This is a genomic window from Pseudomonas sp. TE3644, from assembly GCF_056278815.1.
The window spans coordinates 5,991,598-6,006,748 of record NZ_JBWBQF010000001.1; the positions used below are offsets into that span (position 1 = coordinate 5,991,598).

Sequence of the window (15,151 nt, forward strand, 5' to 3'; positions counted from 1 at the left end):
GGCAGTAGTACTGGCTCGCGGCTGCGCTGTCGGCACAGTCACCACCAGTACTCGTCTCAGGACAACGGAGCGTCGTAGATGAGTAACAAGAACAACGATGAACTGAAGTACCAGGCCTCGGAAAATACCCTGGGCTTGAATCCTGTCATCGGCTTGCGCGGAAAGGATCTGCTCACCTCGGCTCGCATGATCCTGCGTCAGGCACTCAAGCAACCTCTGCACAGTGCCAAGCACGTGGCCCACTTCGGCCTCGAACTCAAGAACGTGCTGTTCGGCAAATCCAGCCTGGTACCCGAAAGCGATGACCGTCGCTTCGCCGACCCCGCCTGGAGCCAGAACCCGCTGTACCGCCGCTACCTGCAGACCTACCTGGCATGGCGCAAGGAACTGCATGACTGGGCCGACGAGAGCGCCCTGACCGATCAGGACACCGCCCGCGCCCACTTCGTCATCAACCTGATGACCGAAGCCATGGCCCCCACCAACACCATGGCCAACCCGGCGGCGGTGAAACGCTTTTTCGAGACCGGCGGCAAGAGCCTGCTGGACGGCCTGTCCCACCTGGCCAAAGACCTGGTCAACAACGGCGGCATGCCCAGCCAGGTGAACATGGACGCCTTCGAGGTGGGCAAGAACCTGGGCATCAGCGAAGGCGCGGTGATTTACCGCAACGACGTGCTGGAGCTGATCCAGTACAGCCCCACCACCGAACAGACCCTGGAGCGCCCGCTGCTGGTGGTGCCGCCGCAGATCAACAAGTTCTACGTCTTCGACCTGAGCCCCGAGAAAAGCCTGGCGCGCTTCTGCCTGCGCAGCAACGTGCAGACCTTCATCATCAGCTGGCGCAACCCCACCAAGGCGCAACGCGAATGGGGCCTGTCGACCTACATCGATGCGCTGAAGGAAGCGGTGGACGTGGTCATCGCCGTCACCGGCAGCCCGGACGTCAACATGCTGGGCGCCTGCTCCGGCGGCATCACCTGCACCGCCCTGCTGGGCCACTACGCCGCCCTGGGTGAGCGCAAGGTCAATGCCCTGACCCTGCTGGTGAGCGTGCTGGACACCACCCTGGACACCCAGGTGGCGCTGTTCGTCGATGAGCAGACCCTGGAAGCCGCCAAGCGCCACTCCTATCAATCCGGCGTGCTGGAAGGCAAGGACATGGCGAAGATCTTCGCCTGGATGCGCCCCAACGACCTGATCTGGAACTACTGGGTCAACAACTACCTGATGGGCAACGAGCCTCCGGTGTTCGACATCCTGTTCTGGAACAACGACACCACGCGCCTGCCGGCCGCTTTCCACGGCGACCTGATCGAGATGTTCAAGAACAACCCGCTGACCCGCCCCGATGCGCTGGAAGTGTGCGGCACCTCCATCGACCTCAAGCAGGTGGACAGCGATATTTTCTGCCTGGCGGGCACCAACGACCACATTACGCCATGGACTTCGTGCTACAAGTCAGCGCAACTGTTCGGCGGCAAGGTTGAGTTCGTGCTGTCCAGCAGCGGGCATATCCAGAGCATCCTGAACCCGCCGGGCAACCCCAAGGCGCGGTTCATGACCAACAGCCAGCTGACGGCAACGCCCGCCCAGTGGCAGGAGGACTCGACCAAGCACACCGATTCCTGGTGGTTGTACTGGGCAGCCTGGCTGACCGAGCGTTCAGGGGAATTGAAAAAAGCGCCACTCAAGCTGGGCAACAAGGCATACCCGGCGGGAGAGGCTTCACCCGGGACTTACGTGCACGAGCGCTAAGCGCCAGGCCCGCCCAAGCGCCGTCATGGTCTACGCTATGGCGGCACCACCTTATAGGGCTTGATGCATGCAGCAACAGTACATCTTCCGGACGGTCGACCTGGACGGCCAGGCCATCCGCACGGCGGTCAGGCCGGGCAAGCCGCATTTGACGCCGCTGCTGGTGTTCAATGGCATCGGCGCCAACCTGGAGCTGGTGTTCCCGTTCGTCGAGGCGCTGGACCCGGACCTGGAGGTCATTGCCTTCGACGTGCCCGGCGTGGGCGGCTCGTCCACGCCCAGCTACCCGTATCGCTTCCCGGGGTTGGCGCGCCTGACCGCGCGCATGCTCGATTACCTGGACTACGGCCAGGTCAACGCCATTGGCGTGTCCTGGGGCGGCGCGCTGGCCCAGCAATTTGCCTACGACTACCCCGAGCGCTGCAAGAAGCTGGTGCTGGCGGCCACGGCGGCAGGGGCGGTGATGGTGCCGGGCAAGCCCAAGGTGCTGATGATGATGGCCAGCCCCAGGCGCTATATCCAGCCCTCGCACGTGGTGCGCATTGCGCCGGAAATCTACGGCGGGGCCTTCCGCCGCGACCCGGACCTGGCCATGAACCACGCCAGCAAGGTGCGCTCCTCGGGCAAGCTGGGCTATTACTGGCAGCTGTTTGCGGGCCTGGGCTGGACCAGCATTCACTGGCTGCACAAGATCCACCAGCCCACCCTGGTGCTGGCCGGTGACGATGACCCGCTGATCCCGCTGATCAACATGCGCCTGCTGGCCTGGCGGATTCCCAATGCCCAACTGCACATCATCGACGACGGCCACCTGTTCCTGATTACCCGGGCCGAGGCCGTCGCACCGATCATCATGAAGTTTCTCCAGGAAGAGCGCCAACGTGCGGTGATGCACCCGCACCCGGCGCCGTTCGGCGGCCCCTGACCGGGCCGCACGTGTCGCGCGTGGGGGCCGGAGTGCCATCCATCGCGACGTAACCGGGGTGCGGCGCCTGCCGGGGCCGCACCGCAGTGTTGGTTGATGGCTCGACGAAGGAGTGTTGCCACATGAAAGACAAACCAGCCAAGGGGCCGACGTCCGTCGCCGCCACCTTCATGAATGCCCAGAGCGCCATTACCGGGCTGCGTGGCCGCGACCTGGTGTCGACGTTGCGCACGGTAGGCCGCCATAGCGTGCTGCACCCCGTGCACACTGCCCGCCATGCCCTGGCGCTGGGTGGTCAACTGGGCCGCGTGCTGATGGGCGACACCCTGCACCAGCCCAACCCTCGCGACACCCGCTTCAGTGACCCGGCCTGGAGCCTCAACCCCTTCTACCGCCGCGGCCTGCAGGCCTACCTGAGCTGGCAGAAGGAAGTGAAAAACTGGATCGACGAGAGCGGCCTGCCGGATGACGAGCGCGCCCGCGCGCATTTCGTCTTCTCGCTGCTCAATGACGCCTTGTCGCCCACCAACTCGCTGCTCAATCCGCTGGCGATCAAGGAGATCTTCAACTCCGGCGGCCGCAGCCTGATCAAGGGCCTGGGCCACCTGCTGGACGATCTGCGTCACAACGACGGCCTGCCCCGGCAGGTCACGCGCGAGGCGTTCGAGGTGGGCAAGAGCCTGGCTGCCACGCCCGGCTCGGTGGTGTTCCGCAACGAGCTGCTGGAACTGATCCAGTACCGGCCCATGAGCGAAAAACAGTACGCCAAGCCGCTGCTGATCGTGCCGCCGCAGATCAACAAGTACTACATCTTCGACCTCAGCCCCACCAACAGCTTCGTGCAGTACGCGCTGAAGAACGGCCTGCAGGTGTTCACCATCAGCTGGCGCAACCCAGACCCACGGCACCGCGAATGGGGCCTGTCCACTTACGTGGAGGCGCTGGAGGAAGCGCTGAACGTGTGCCGCTCCATCACGGGCGCCCGTGACGTGAACCTGATCGGCGCCTGCGCCGGCGGCCTGACCATGGCGGCACTGCAAGGCGTGCTGCAGGCCAAGCGCCAACTGCGCCGGGTGTCCAGTGCCACCTACCTGGTGAGCCTGCTGGACAGCCAGATCGACAGCCCGGCAGCACTGTTCCTGGACGAGCAGGCCCTGGAAGCAGCCAAGCGGCGCTCCTACCAGCATGGCGTGCTGGACGGTCGGGACATGGCCCGGGTGTTCGCCTGGATGCGCCCCAACGACCTGATCTGGAATTACTTCGTCAACAACTACCTGCTGGGCAAGACGCCGCCGCCGTTCGACATCCTTTACTGGAACAACGACACCACCCGCCTGCCGGCCGCCCTGCACGGCGACCTGCTGGACTTTTTCAAGCACAACCCCCTGGCCCACGAAGGTGGCCTGGAGGTGTGCGGCACCGCCATCGACCTGTCCAAGGTCACGGTCGACAGTTTCAGCGTGGCCGGCATCAATGACCACATCACCCCGTGGGACGCGGTGTACCGCTCCACCCTGCTGCTGGGCGGCGAGCGGCGCTTTGTGCTGTCCAACAGCGGCCATGTGCAAAGCATCCTCAACCCACCGGGCAACCCCAAGGCCAACTACGTGGAAAACAGCCGCCTGAGCAGCGACCCGCGGGCCTGGTACTACGACGCCAAGAACGTCGAAGGCAGTTGGTGGCCCGAGTGGCTGGCCTGGATACAGGCGCGCTCCGGCACCCAACGCGAGACCCAGACGGCCCTGGGCAGCGCCACTTACCCGACCCTGGATGCGGCGCCCGGCACTTACGTGCTGGTGCGCTGACGTTCGCCAAAGGACTGACAAGAAGAACGGATGAAAACCCGCGACCGCATTCTGGAATGCGCCCTGCAGCTGTTCAACCAGCAGGGCGAACCCAACGTATCCACCATGGAAATTGCCAACGAAATGGGCATCAGCCCTGGCAATCTCTATTACCACTTCCACGGCAAGGAGCCATTGATACTGGGGCTGTTCGAGCGCTTCGAGGACGAACTGACGCCCCTGCTGGACCCGCCCGAGCATGTGCAGCTATCGGCGGAGGATTACTGGCTGTTCCTGCACCTGATCGTGGAGCGCATGGCCCAGTACCGCTTCCTGTTCCAGGACCTGTCCAACCTGGCCGGGCGCCTGCCCAAGCTGGCGCGGGGCGTGCGCAGCCTGCTCAACGCCATCAAACGCACCCTGGCCTCGCTGCTGGCCAGCCTGAAGGCGCAGGGGCAGATCACCAGTGACACCCAGGCGCTGGGGCAACTGGTGGAGCAGATCACGTTGACGCTGGTGTTTTCGCTGGATTACCAGCGCATTCTCGGGCGCGATGGCGAGGTGGGCGTGGTGGTGTACCAGATCATGATGCTGGTGGCGCCGCACCTGCACGATGAACCGCGCCATGCTGCCGAGCAGATCGCCCTGCGCTATCTGGAAGGTTGATCGCCCCAGCCTGAAACCGCAAAGCCTTGTAGCCGCTGCCGCCAGGCTGCGCTGGCCGGTGTGACCCCTGCATATGTTCAGCGTGGGTCAGGGCCAGCGCAGCCTGGCGGCAGCGGCTACAGGGCCAGAACAAAAACGCCCGGCCTTTTGGGGGCCGGGCGTTGAGGCGGTCCTGGATGAATCAGGACTGCGGTGCGCTCGCCGGCGCAGCGCTGCTGCTTGGCGCCGGCGCTGCCGGGGCGGCGGCGCTGTTGGCGGTGGACGCCGGGGCTGCGCTGGCGGCCGGGGCGGCCGGCTTGGCGGCTGCCGGTTTTTTCACCGCGGGCTTCTTCGCCGCTGGCTTCACCGCTGCTTTAGCCGCGGCCACTGGCTTGGCGGCTGCCTTGGTAGCCGTCTTGGCCGCTGCCGCGGTTTTAGCCGCTACCGGCTTGGCCGCTGCCTTGGTCGCGGTCTTGGCAGTGGAAGCTGCCTTGGCCAGCGGTTTGGCTACAGGTTTGGCAGCAGGCTTGGCTGCGGTCGAACGGCTGGAGATCGGCGTCACCGATTGACCGGTCAGCTTCTCGATCTGCTTGGTCAGGGTATCGACCTTGCTGTGCAGCTGCTTGACCTCAAGGCGGCTCGGCACGCCCAGGCGCGAGATGGCGCTGTTCAGACGCTTGTCGAACGCTTCCTCCAGCTCACCCCACTTGCCCAGTGCGCGATCCTTCACATCGCCCACACGCGACTTGGCGGTCTTGGCGGTGGATTTCACCGAATCGACGCCCTTGTCCACTTCGTCCTTGGCCTGTTTCTCGGCTTTTTCGCCGTCCTTGACCAGGTTCTCGAAAAGCTTACTGCCGTCATTGCTGATCTTGGAGTAAGCGCCTAAACCAGCCAGCCAGATCTGGCGGGAGTATTTCTCCACTTCGCCGACCCAGGAGCTGCCTTCTTTCTCAACCTTCTTCTTGCCAGCCATCCTGCTCTCCTTATTGTTTACGCGCGACACGTTCAAGCAATGCCGTCAGCTCATCGAGCTTAGCAGAGAGTGTCTCGACGTCATGTTTAGACGGAATGCCGATGCGGTTCAAGGCACTGGCCACCCGGGTGTCAAAAGCACTTTCGATACGGTCCAGCTGCAGCTCGACCTTGCCCTTCACCGATTTGAGTTCGGCCTTGACCTCGCCCTTCACTTCGGCGATTTCGGTGTTGGCGGCCTTGAGCTCGGCATCGATCTTTTTCTTGCCGACTTTCTCTACGCCTTCACCGGTCTTGATCAGCTCTTTGATGTAGCTGACCCCTTCCTTGCCGGCCTTGGCGTAGGCGCCGATGCCGGCCAGCCAGATCTTGCGCGCGTAGGATCGAACCTCGCCGGCGGCATGCTCGGCCGGTACCTGGACTTTCTTCTTAAGGATCGCTTTTGCCATGGTGCACCTCATGTTTTCTAAGAGGGAGGATTGCCCACCCAAACCACAGGGCATGAGCACACCTTAATGACAAAAATTAGAATGCTCACCCTAAGCAACGGTGACAATTGCCAGCAAACGGTAACGTCTTTGACAAAAATCTCACATTTGAAGTCGTAGGATGCCGGTCGCTTTCCATTTCAGGCCTCTGACTCAGCTGCCTGATGGCACAGAGTTGGAACTCCCCTCATGACCACTGCATCCGCCACAACCGTCCGCCGTACCCGCACAGATTGGGCGGGGCTGGGCTGGCTTTTCCTGTTTTTCTGGTACTTCTCCGGCGTCACCCAGGCGCTGATCCTGATGGCCGGCACCACCGGTTTCCAAGGCTTTCGCGACGCTTTCTTCCTCAGCGCGCTATGGCTGATCCCGGCGCTGCTGTTCCCCTCGCGCACGCGCATGATCGCCGCCGTGATCGGCATCGTGCTGTTTCTCAGCTCGCTGGGCAGCCTGTTCTACTTCCTGGTGTACCACCAGGAGTTCTCCCAGAGCGTGATTTTCATCATGTTCGAGTCCAACAACGCCGAGGCGGGCGAGTACCTGGGCCAGTACTTCCAGTGGTGGATGGTGCCGACCTTCCTTCTATACGCCGCTGTGCCGGTATTCATCTGGACTCGCCTGCGCCCGGTACGCATCAGCACCACCAAGGCCATCGCAGTCAGCCTGGCGCTGATCCTGGGCCTGCTGGTGTGGCCACTGGTCAAGGCGGTGAAGAAGAAGGGCGGCTACGAAGTGGGCATGGAATCGTTCCAGGGCCGCATGGAGCCTGCCGTACCGTGGCAGTTGGTAATTGGCTACAACAACTACCTCAAGCAACTGGACGGCATGCAGGACATGCTGGCGCTGGATGCCAAGATCCCGCCGCTGAGCAACCTCAAGGACACCATGGCGGGCCAGCCGTCCACGCTGGTGCTGGTGATTGGCGAATCCACCAACCGCGGGCACATGAGCCTGTACGGTTACGGGCGCAATACCAACCCCGAATTGTCGAAGATGCGCGACCAGCTGACCATTTTCAATGACGTAGTCACCCCGCGCCCCTACACCATCGAAGCGCTGCAGCAGGTGCTGACCTTCGCCGACGAGGAAAACCCGGACCTGTTCCTCAAGACCCCCTCCATCGTCAAAATGATGAAGCAGGCGGGCTACAAGACCTTCTGGATCACCAACCAGCAGACCCTGACCAAGCGCAACACCATGCTCACCACCTTCTCCGAGCAGGCCGACGAGCAGTCCTACCTGAACAACAACCGCAACCAGAACGCCCGCCAGTACGACGGCGACGTACTGGAGCCGTTCGCCAAGGTGCTGGGCGATGCCGCGCCGCGCAAGCTGATCGTGATCCACCTGCTGGGCACACACGTCAATTACCAGTACCGCTTCCCGCCGGAGTTTGCCAAGTTCACCGATAACGTCGGCGTGCCGCCGTCGATCAGCGGCGAACGTCTGGAGACCTATAACAACTACGACGATGCGGTGCTGTACAACGACTTCGTGGTATCGAGCCTGATCAAGGAGTTCCAGGCGGCGGACCCCAACGGCTTCCTGCTGTACCTGTCCGACCACGGCGAAGACGTGTACGACTCGGGCGATCACACCAACCTGGGCCGCAACGAAGGCAACCCGACGTCGGCGATGTACACCATTCCGTTCATGCTGTACGCCTCGCCGAAGTGGAAGGCCGACCACGCCTGGGGCTTCCAGGGCGACGTCAACCGGCCCTACAGCAGCCAGCACCTGATCCACACCTTTGCCGACCTGGCCGGGCTGAGCTTCAACGAGTGGGACCCGACCAAGAGCGTGGTCAATGACAAGTTCGTGGTGCGACCACGCCTGATCGGCGACCCGTACAACCCGAAAAGCCTGCGCGACTACGCGACCATCGCCCCCAAGGCCGATGCCAACACCGCCGTAGTGCAGAAATAACACCACCTGTAGCCGCTGCCGCCAGGCTGCGCTGGCCCTATACCTCGCTGAAGATCTTCAGCGGGCACACCGGCCAGCGCAGCCTTCGGCAGCGCCTACAGGGCTCAGGCCGCCAGCGCCTTGTCCAGCGCCTTCTCGATCTCGCCCTTGATGGACGAACCCATCACCGACAGCATCATCCCAAGCTTCAGATCCACGCGAATGGTGTCATCGCCAATGCGGATGGTGCCGCTGGCGCCGCTGCGCTTCACCTCCACGGTATCGCCGTCCCAACGGGCCTGCAGGTCGTACTCGCGAGCCAGTTTGTCCACCAGCACTTCGGCTTTCTGCCGGGCCGCTTCGCGCCCCAGGCTGTGTTTGCGCTCAACGCTGATTTGCGTCATCCAACTGATCCCGCTCAAGTGATAATGGTCGCTATAGTATCGCGGATGGCCTTCCAAGCCATCTGCGACCAGCCTTGCCAAGACAAAGCCGGCCATGGGGATTAGAATGGCCAGTAATTTTTCCCGGTGACAGCGATATGACCGATCAGCGCAAAGCCAGCGATGCCGAACCTACTACCCACTTCGGCTACAAAAACGTGCCTGAAAGCAAGAAGGCCGAGAAGGTCGCCGAGGTTTTCCACTCGGTAGCGGCCAAGTACGACCTGATGAACGACGTGCTCTCGGGCGGCATGCACCGGCTGTGGAAACGCTTCGCCATCGAACTGTCGGGCGTGCGCAGCGGCAACCGCGTACTGGACATCGCCGGCGGCACGGGCGACCTGACGCGCAAGTTCTCCCACCTGGTGGGCAGCACCGGCGAGGTGGTACTGGCCGACATCAACGAATCGATGCTCAAGGTAGGCCGCGACCGCCTGCTGGACCTGGGCGTGGCCGGCAACGTCAAGTTCGTCCAGGCCGACGCCGAGAAGCTGCCGTTCCCGGACAACTACTTCGACTGCGTGACCATCGCCTTCGGCCTGCGCAACGTCACCCATAAGGAAGACGCCATCGCTTCCATGCTGCGCGTGCTCAAGCCGGGCGGCCGCCTGCTGGTGCTGGAGTTCTCCAAGCCCACCAACAAGTTCATGTCCAAGGTCTACGACGCCTACTCGTTCGCGTTCATGCCCCTGGCCGGCAAGCTGATCACCAACGACTCGGAAAGCTACCGCTACCTGGCCGAATCGATCCGCATGCACCCCGACCAGGAAACCCTGAAGTCGATGATGGTGCAGGCCGGTTTCGACCGCGTCACCTACCACAACATGACCTCGGGCATCGTCGCCCTGCACCGCGGCATCAAGCCCTGATGCTGTACAGCGGCCTGATCGCCAGCGCTGAACACGGCCTCAACCGTGTGCTGCGCCTGGACAGCACTGCCTTGCCGCGCCTGGCGCGCCTGGCCGGCAAGGTGATCGAAGTCGATTGCCTGAAGCCGGCCATGAAGCTGTTCGTCCTGCCCAGCGGTGAAGGCCTGATGCTGGCCAGCCAATGGGCGGCGCCGGCCGACTGCGTGCTGCAGGCCCCGGCCAGCAGCCTGGTGCAACTGGCCGTCAGCCGCGACAAGACCGCCGTGCTGCACAGCCCGCAGGTAGACCTTGCCGGCGACAGCGGTGTGCTGCTGGAACTGGTGGCCGTGCTGCAAGACCTGGAACTGGACTGGGAATACGAGCTGCAACGCTGGCTCGGCCCGGTGGCCAGCCAACTGATCAGCGGCCACCTGCGCCGCGACGCCAGTTGGGTGCGCAAGGGCGTCACCAGCCTGAACCAGAACATGGCCGAATACCTGGCCGAAGAAACCCGCACCCTGGTGGGCAAGCACGAAGCCGAAGCCAGGTTTGCCGAAATCGACGAGCTCAAGCTCGATGTCGAACGCCTCGAAGCGCGCCTTGAGCGCCTCGCCCGATCCCTCAAACCTAGCGATAACGCATGAAGCTGCTTGCCGTCCGCCGTTTGTTGCGCATTCAGCGCGTCGTGATCCGCTACCGTCTCGATGACCTGCTATTCGCCCTCCCCCTGCCGTGGTTCCTGCGCGTTACCCGGTTCGTCATGCCCTGGCGCTGGCTGCCGCGCAAGCCGCTGCAGCTGACCCGTGGCGCCGCGCTGCGCCTGGCATTGCAGGACCTGGGGCCGATCTTCATCAAGTTCGGTCAGTTGCTGTCCACCCGCCGCGACCTGCTGCCCGAAGACATCGCCGACGAGCTGATGCTGCTGCAGGACCGCGTGCCGCCGTTCGATCCGCAGCAGGCGATCAAGCTGATCGAGCAGCAACTGGGCAAGACCATCGTCGAGGTGTTCAGCCGCTTCGACGTGGAGCCCCTGGCCTCGGCCTCGGTGGCCCAGGTGCACTCGGCGCAACTGCGCAGTGGCGAGGAAGTGGTGGTCAAGGTGGTGCGCCCGGGCCTCAAGCCGGTCATCGGCCAGGACCTGGCGTGGCTGTTCCTGCTGGCGCGCTGGGCCGAGAAGTTCTCCGCCGACGCGCGCCTGTTGCACCCGGTGGACGTGGTGGCCGACTACGAGAAAACCATCTACGACGAGCTCGACCTATTGCGCGAGGCGGCCAACTCCAGCCAGCTGCGGCGCAACTTCGAAGGCTCGGACATGCTCTACGTGCCCCAGGTGTACTGGGACTGGTGCCGCCCCAAGGTGCTGGTGATGGAGCGTATCTACGGCATCCAGGTCACCGACCTGGCCACCCTGGCCGACCAGCGCACCGACATGAAGCTGCTGGCCGAGCGCGGCGTGGAGATCTTCTTCACCCAAGTGTTCCGCGACAGCTTCTTCCACGCCGACATGCACCCGGGCAACATCTTCATCAGCACCGTGGCGCCGTGGAGCCCCAAGTACATCGCCATCGACTGCGGCATCGTCGGCAGCCTCACGCCCGAGGACCAGGATTACCTGGCGCGCAACCTGTTTGCGTTCTTCAAGCGTGACTACCGCCGCGTGGCGCAGCTGCACATTGATTCGGGCTGGGTGCCGGCCGAGACCAAGCTCAACGAGTTCGAAGCGGCGATCCGCACCGTGTGCGAACCCATCTTCGAAAAGCCGTTGAAGGACATTTCCTTCGGCCAGGTGCTGATGCGCCTGTTCCAAACCGCGCGGCGCTTCAACATGGAAGTGCAGCCGCAACTGGTGCTGTTGCAGAAAACCCTGCTCAACATCGAAGGCCTGGGCCGCCAGCTGTACCCGGACCTGGACCTGTGGAGCACCGCCCAGCCGTTCCTGGAGCGCTGGATGCGCGAGCGCATGAGCCCCAAGAGCCTATTCCACAACGTGCAGTCGCAGGTCGAGCAGTTGCCGCACCTGGCCAACATGACCCGCGACCTGCTGGAACGCATGTCGCAGCCCCACGCCAAGGACCCGGCGCCGCCCTGGCACAAGCCCAGCGAGCAGCGTTTCGTGCGCCTGGTGGGTGGCATTCTGCTGGCGGGCGGTGCGACACTGGCCGCTACCGGCGGTGCCATCGACACCCTGGCCGCCTGGCCTGCCTGGATCATGTTCGCCGCAGGCCTTTATCTGGTCGTGCGTTGATAGCCAGCCGCCCATGGGGCTGGCACACTAGTGAGGAGTTCGAGCCGATCGAGCTCGATGTCGGAGTCGAAAATGAAAGACTGGCTGGACGAGATCAACTGGAACAGCGACGGCCTTGTCCCGGCCATCGCCCAGGATCACAAGACCGGGCGCGTATTGATGATGGCCTGGATGAACCGCGAAGCGCTGGAGCTGACAGTCGCCGAGAACCGCGCCATCTACTGGTCGCGCTCGCGCGGCAAGCTGTGGCGCAAGGGCGAGGACTCCAAACATGTGCAGCATCTGCATGAGTTGCGCCTGGATTGCGACGCCGATGTGATTATCCTGATGGTCGAGCAGGTGGGCGACATTGCCTGTCATACTGGCCGCCAGAGCTGCTTCTATCGCGTCCATGAAAACGGCGAATGGAAAACCGTCGATCCGGTGCTGAAGGACCCGAAAGCCATCTACCAGGCAGGACACTCCCATGAATGACACCCTGACCCGGCTCGCCGAGGTACTGGAGTCGCGCAAAGGCGCCGAGCCCGACAGTTCCTACGTCGCCAGCCTGTATCACAAAGGCCTGAACAAGATCCTGGAAAAGGTCGGCGAAGAGTCGGTCGAGACCATCATCGCCGCCAAGGACGCCGCCATCAGCGGTGATTACAGCGATGTCATCTACGAAACCGCCGATCTGTGGTTCCATAGCATGGTCATGCTGGCTGCCATGGGGCAACATCCGCAAGCTGTCCTGGATGAACTGGACCGCCGCTTCGGCCTGTCGGGCCACGTTGAAAAAGCCGCTCGCCAGCCTTCTGCATAACGTATCGAACGAGGAATTACCCCATGGGTCTCTTTGACTGGAAACACTGGATTGTCATCCTGATCGTCGTGGTACTGGTATTCGGTACCAAGAAACTGAAAAACCTGGGCACCGACGTCGGTGAGTCGATCAAGGGCTTCCGCAAGGCCATGAACGACGATGAAAAGCCCGCTGACCAGCAGGTGCCACCTGCCCAGCCGGTTCATCCACAGGCCACCTCGCCGCTGAGCCAGCCGCACACCATCGATGCCACGGCCCAGAAGGTCGAAGAGCCGATCAGGAAAGACTAAAGTCATGTTCGGGATCAGCTTCAGTGAATTGCTTCTGGTGGGCCTGGTGGCCTTGCTGGTGCTCGGCCCCGAGCGCCTGCCGGGTGCCGCGCGCACCGCAGGCCTGTGGGTAGGCCGGCTCAAGCGCAGCTTCAACGCCATCAAGGCCGAAGTGGAGCGTGAAATCGGCGCCGACGAGATTCGCCGGCAACTGCACAACGAGCACATTCTGTCGCTGGAGCAGGAAGCCAAGAAGATCCTGAACCCGCTGCAGCAGGCGATCAACCCCACGCCTGCCCAGCCACAGCCGGCGGCGGCCCCGATCGATGCCACACCGCCCGCCCCCGTAGGAGCCGACCTTGGTCGCGATGGCAGCACCGCGCACCCAGATCAAGCGCATGCCGTGCAGCCCTCCCCCGAACAAATCCCCGGCGCGCACACCCCGCCTCACGATCCGACACAGCCGCCGCGAGTCCCATGAGCGAAATTCCCGAAAACGACCAGCCCATGCCGCTGGTCTCGCACCTCACCGAGCTGCGTACCCGACTGCTGCGCTGCGTAGCGGCGATTTTCATCATCTTCGCCGGCCTGTTCGCGTTTACCCAGCAGATCTACACCTTCGTCTCGGTGCCGCTGCGCGAGTACCTGCCGGCGGGCGCGACCATGATCGCCACCGACGTGTCGTCGCCTTTCCTGACGCCGCTCAAGCTGACCATGATGGTCTCGCTGTTTTTGGCCATCCCCGTCATCCTGCATCAGATCTGGGGCTTCATCGCGCCGGGCCTGTATAAGCATGAGAAGCGCGTGGCGGTGCCGCTGCTGATTTCCAGCATTCTGCTGTTCTACTGTGGCATGGCCTTCGCCTACTTCCTGGTGTTCCCGCTGATCTTCAAATTCTTCGCCGCCGCCACCCCGGCCGGCGTGCAGATGATGACCGACATCACCAGCTACCTCGATTTCGTCATGACCCTGTTCTTCGCCTTTGGTGTGGCGTTCGAAATCCCGGTGGCCGTGGTGCTGCTGGTGTGGATCGGCGTGGTCGACGTCGCGCAGCTGAAGAAGATGCGCCCGTACGTGATCATCGGCTGCTTCGTGGTCGGCATGCTGCTGACCCCGCCGGACATCTTCTCGCAGACCCTGCTGGCCGTGCCCATGTGGATGCTGTTCGAAGTCGGCGTGCTGTTCGGCGGCCTGGTCAGCAAACGCGGCGACCATGAACAAGCCAGCGACAACGACCACAACGACCAGCCGCCAGCGACCCAGGCGTGAACCTGCTGCTGCTCGAGGAGGCCGATTTCATCGCGGCCGACCGGGTGATCCTGCGTGATCGCCGCTTGAAGCACATGCAGGAAGTCCATGGCGTGGCCGTGGGCGACAGCCTGCGTGTAGGCCGCATCAATGGCCTGATGGGCCGCGCCGAAGTGCTACGCCTGGAGCCGCGTGAAGCCGAGCTGCAAGTGGTGCTGGATCAACCACCGCCTGCCAAGCTGCCGCTCACCCTGGTGCTGGCCCTGCCACGCCCGAAAATGCTGCGCCGGGTGTTCCAGACCGTCGCCACCATGGGCGTGCCCAAGGTGATCCTGGTCAACAGCTACCGGGTCGAGAAAAGCTTCTGGCAGACGCCGTTTTTGCAGCCCGAGGCCATTCGCGAGAACCTGGTACTGGGGCTTGAGCAGGCGCGTGACACCGTGTTGCCCGAGATCATCATCGAGAAGCGCTTCAAGCCGTTTGTCGAAGATCGCCTGCCCGCCATTGCCGAGGGCACCTTGGGTTTGGTGGGCCACCCTGGCGAGCATCCGCCCTGCCCCCGCGGCCTGAGCGAGCCGGTGACGCTGGCGATTGGCCCGGAGGGCGGCTGGATTCCCTACGAGGTCGAACTGCTGGGCAAGGCGGGCCTGAATCCGGTGCAGCTTGGCGATCGCATCCTGCGCGTCGAAACTGCCGTCACCGCCCTGCTGGCCCGCCTGTTTTAAGCTCTGTAGCCGCTGCCGCCAGGCTGCGCTGGCCCTATGCCCCACTGAAAATCTCCAGCGAGGCATAGGTCCAGCGCAGCCTGCGGCCGCG

At 63.3% G+C, this 15,151-nt stretch carries 17 protein-coding genes; 14 read left to right on the forward strand and 3 right to left on the reverse strand.

The genetic code is table 11. The features are described from left to right. Positions 1 to 78 precede the first annotated feature (78 nt). From phaC (ACZ9GA_RS26495) to ACZ9GA_RS26510, 4 genes are all read left to right on the forward strand, one after another. On the forward strand, positions 79 to 1,758 hold the full coding sequence (gene phaC / locus ACZ9GA_RS26495; protein WP_457359601.1) for a class II poly(R)-hydroxyalkanoic acid synthase: 1,680 nt from the start codon (positions 79 to 81) through the stop codon (positions 1,756 to 1,758). Between the two features lie 67 nt (positions 1,759 to 1,825). Next, positions 1,826 to 2,683 carry a poly(3-hydroxyalkanoate) depolymerase gene (gene phaZ, locus ACZ9GA_RS26500; RefSeq protein ID WP_457359599.1) on the forward strand — a complete coding sequence of 286 codons (858 nt, stop codon included), beginning with the start codon at positions 1,826 to 1,828 and terminating at the stop codon, positions 2,681 to 2,683. A gap of 122 nt (positions 2,684 to 2,805) precedes the next feature. Further along, positions 2,806 to 4,488, forward strand: a complete 1,683-nt coding sequence (gene phaC, locus ACZ9GA_RS26505; RefSeq protein WP_457359597.1) for a class II poly(R)-hydroxyalkanoic acid synthase — start codon at positions 2,806 to 2,808, stop codon at positions 4,486 to 4,488. 30 nt (positions 4,489 to 4,518) lie between these two features. Beyond that, positions 4,519 to 5,133 carry a TetR/AcrR family transcriptional regulator gene (locus ACZ9GA_RS26510; RefSeq protein WP_457359596.1) on the forward strand — a complete coding sequence of 205 codons (615 nt, stop codon included), beginning with the start codon at positions 4,519 to 4,521 and terminating at the stop codon, positions 5,131 to 5,133. Positions 5,134 to 5,314: 181 nt separating this feature from the next. Here the strand turns inward: ACZ9GA_RS26510 and ACZ9GA_RS26515 are convergent, their stop codons facing one another. Next, entirely contained in the window at positions 5,315 to 6,088 is a 774-nt protein-coding gene (locus ACZ9GA_RS26515) for a phasin family protein (protein WP_457359594.1), read from the reverse strand. A 10-nt stretch (positions 6,089 to 6,098) separates the two neighbouring features. Further along, complete coding sequence (locus ACZ9GA_RS26520; protein ID WP_457359592.1) at positions 6,099 to 6,536, reverse strand: phasin family protein; 438 nt, start codon at positions 6,534 to 6,536, stop codon at positions 6,099 to 6,101. 228 nt (positions 6,537 to 6,764) lie between these two features. On the opposite strand from ACZ9GA_RS26520, the gene cptA reads away from it, so the two are divergent. Continuing rightward, complete coding sequence (gene cptA / locus ACZ9GA_RS26525) at positions 6,765 to 8,501, forward strand: phosphoethanolamine transferase CptA (protein ID WP_457359590.1); 1,737 nt, start codon at positions 6,765 to 6,767, stop codon at positions 8,499 to 8,501. Between the two features lie 104 nt (positions 8,502 to 8,605). Here cptA and ACZ9GA_RS26530 read toward each other — a convergent pair whose 3' ends face one another. Beyond that, the gene (locus tag ACZ9GA_RS26530) at positions 8,606 to 8,884 is read right to left on the reverse strand and encodes a polyhydroxyalkanoic acid system family protein (protein WP_027979834.1); all 279 of its coding nucleotides are present in this window, start codon (positions 8,882 to 8,884) and stop codon (positions 8,606 to 8,608) included. A gap of 137 nt (positions 8,885 to 9,021) precedes the next feature. Here ACZ9GA_RS26530 and ubiE point away from each other — a divergent pair, with 137 nt between their 5' ends. The 9 genes from ubiE to ACZ9GA_RS26575 are packed head-to-tail and all read left to right on the forward strand — an operon-like array spanning position 9,022 to position 15,060. Further along, positions 9,022 to 9,792: a bifunctional demethylmenaquinone methyltransferase/2-methoxy-6-polyprenyl-1,4-benzoquinol methylase UbiE gene (gene ubiE, locus ACZ9GA_RS26535; protein WP_027979835.1), complete on the forward strand. Its 771-nt coding sequence runs from the start codon at positions 9,022 to 9,024 to the stop codon at positions 9,790 to 9,792. Then, entirely contained in the window at positions 9,792 to 10,415 is a 624-nt protein-coding gene (locus ACZ9GA_RS26540; RefSeq protein ID WP_457359588.1) for a ubiquinone biosynthesis accessory factor UbiJ, read from the forward strand. Before ubiE ends, ACZ9GA_RS26540 begins: the two co-directional genes overlap by 1 nt. Further along, positions 10,412 to 12,016, forward strand: a complete 1,605-nt coding sequence (gene ubiB, locus ACZ9GA_RS26545) for a ubiquinone biosynthesis regulatory protein kinase UbiB (protein ID WP_457359586.1) — start codon at positions 10,412 to 10,414, stop codon at positions 12,014 to 12,016. Before ACZ9GA_RS26540 ends, ubiB begins: the two co-directional genes overlap by 4 nt. A 57-nt stretch (positions 12,017 to 12,073) precedes the next feature. Continuing rightward, positions 12,074 to 12,490, forward strand: a complete 417-nt coding sequence (gene hisI / locus ACZ9GA_RS26550) for a phosphoribosyl-AMP cyclohydrolase (RefSeq protein WP_457359584.1) — start codon at positions 12,074 to 12,076, stop codon at positions 12,488 to 12,490. Next, entirely contained in the window at positions 12,483 to 12,818 is a 336-nt protein-coding gene (locus ACZ9GA_RS26555; RefSeq protein WP_027979839.1) for a phosphoribosyl-ATP diphosphatase, read from the forward strand. Before hisI ends, ACZ9GA_RS26555 begins: the two co-directional genes overlap by 8 nt. Before the next feature lie 23 nt (positions 12,819 to 12,841). Beyond that, positions 12,842 to 13,108, forward strand: a complete 267-nt coding sequence (locus tag ACZ9GA_RS26560) for a twin-arginine translocase TatA/TatE family subunit (protein ID WP_027979840.1) — start codon at positions 12,842 to 12,844, stop codon at positions 13,106 to 13,108. A 4-nt stretch (positions 13,109 to 13,112) separates the two neighbouring features. After that, positions 13,113 to 13,568, forward strand: a complete 456-nt coding sequence (tatB, locus tag ACZ9GA_RS26565; RefSeq protein WP_457359582.1) for a Sec-independent protein translocase protein TatB — start codon at positions 13,113 to 13,115, stop codon at positions 13,566 to 13,568. Then, the gene (gene tatC, locus ACZ9GA_RS26570; protein ID WP_457359580.1) at positions 13,565 to 14,356 is read left to right on the forward strand and encodes a twin-arginine translocase subunit TatC; all 792 of its coding nucleotides are present in this window, start codon (positions 13,565 to 13,567) and stop codon (positions 14,354 to 14,356) included. Before tatB ends, tatC begins: the two co-directional genes overlap by 4 nt. Beyond that, positions 14,353 to 15,060, forward strand: coding sequence for a 16S rRNA (uracil(1498)-N(3))-methyltransferase (locus ACZ9GA_RS26575; protein WP_457359578.1), 708 nt, complete (start codon positions 14,353 to 14,355; stop codon positions 15,058 to 15,060). Before tatC ends, ACZ9GA_RS26575 begins: the two co-directional genes overlap by 4 nt. The last annotated feature ends 91 nt before the right edge of the window (positions 15,061 to 15,151 follow it).

Excerpts from the sequence above, each read along its gene's own strand:
- phaC (WP_457359597.1), top strand. The coding sequence starts at position 2,806 with ATGAAAGACAAACCAGCCAAGGGGCCGACGTCCGTCGCCGCCACCTTC.
- phaC (WP_457359601.1), top strand. The coding sequence starts at position 79 with ATGAGTAACAAGAACAACGATGAACTGAAGTACCAGGCCTCGGAAAAT.
- ACZ9GA_RS26540 (WP_457359588.1), top strand. The coding sequence starts at position 9,792 with ATGCTGTACAGCGGCCTGATCGCCAGCGCTGAACACGGCCTCAACCGT.
- ACZ9GA_RS26515 (WP_457359594.1), bottom strand. The coding sequence starts at position 6,088 with ATGGCTGGCAAGAAGAAGGTTGAGAAAGAAGGCAGCTCCTGGGTCGGC.
- phaZ (WP_457359599.1), top strand. The coding sequence starts at position 1,826 with ATGCAGCAACAGTACATCTTCCGGACGGTCGACCTGGACGGCCAGGCC.
- hisI (WP_457359584.1), top strand. The coding sequence starts at position 12,074 with ATGTCGGAGTCGAAAATGAAAGACTGGCTGGACGAGATCAACTGGAAC.
- tatB (WP_457359582.1), top strand. The coding sequence starts at position 13,113 with ATGTTCGGGATCAGCTTCAGTGAATTGCTTCTGGTGGGCCTGGTGGCC.
- ACZ9GA_RS26510 (WP_457359596.1), top strand. The coding sequence starts at position 4,519 with ATGAAAACCCGCGACCGCATTCTGGAATGCGCCCTGCAGCTGTTCAAC.
- ubiE (WP_027979835.1), top strand. The coding sequence starts at position 9,022 with ATGACCGATCAGCGCAAAGCCAGCGATGCCGAACCTACTACCCACTTC.
- ACZ9GA_RS26560 (WP_027979840.1), top strand. The coding sequence starts at position 12,842 with ATGGGTCTCTTTGACTGGAAACACTGGATTGTCATCCTGATCGTCGTG.
- tatC (WP_457359580.1), top strand. The coding sequence starts at position 13,565 with ATGAGCGAAATTCCCGAAAACGACCAGCCCATGCCGCTGGTCTCGCAC.
- ACZ9GA_RS26555 (WP_027979839.1), top strand. The coding sequence starts at position 12,483 with ATGAATGACACCCTGACCCGGCTCGCCGAGGTACTGGAGTCGCGCAAA.
- ACZ9GA_RS26530 (WP_027979834.1), bottom strand. The coding sequence starts at position 8,884 with ATGACGCAAATCAGCGTTGAGCGCAAACACAGCCTGGGGCGCGAAGCG.
- cptA (WP_457359590.1), top strand. The coding sequence starts at position 6,765 with ATGACCACTGCATCCGCCACAACCGTCCGCCGTACCCGCACAGATTGG.
- ACZ9GA_RS26520 (WP_457359592.1), bottom strand. The coding sequence starts at position 6,536 with ATGGCAAAAGCGATCCTTAAGAAGAAAGTCCAGGTACCGGCCGAGCAT.
- ubiB (WP_457359586.1), top strand. The coding sequence starts at position 10,412 with ATGAAGCTGCTTGCCGTCCGCCGTTTGTTGCGCATTCAGCGCGTCGTG.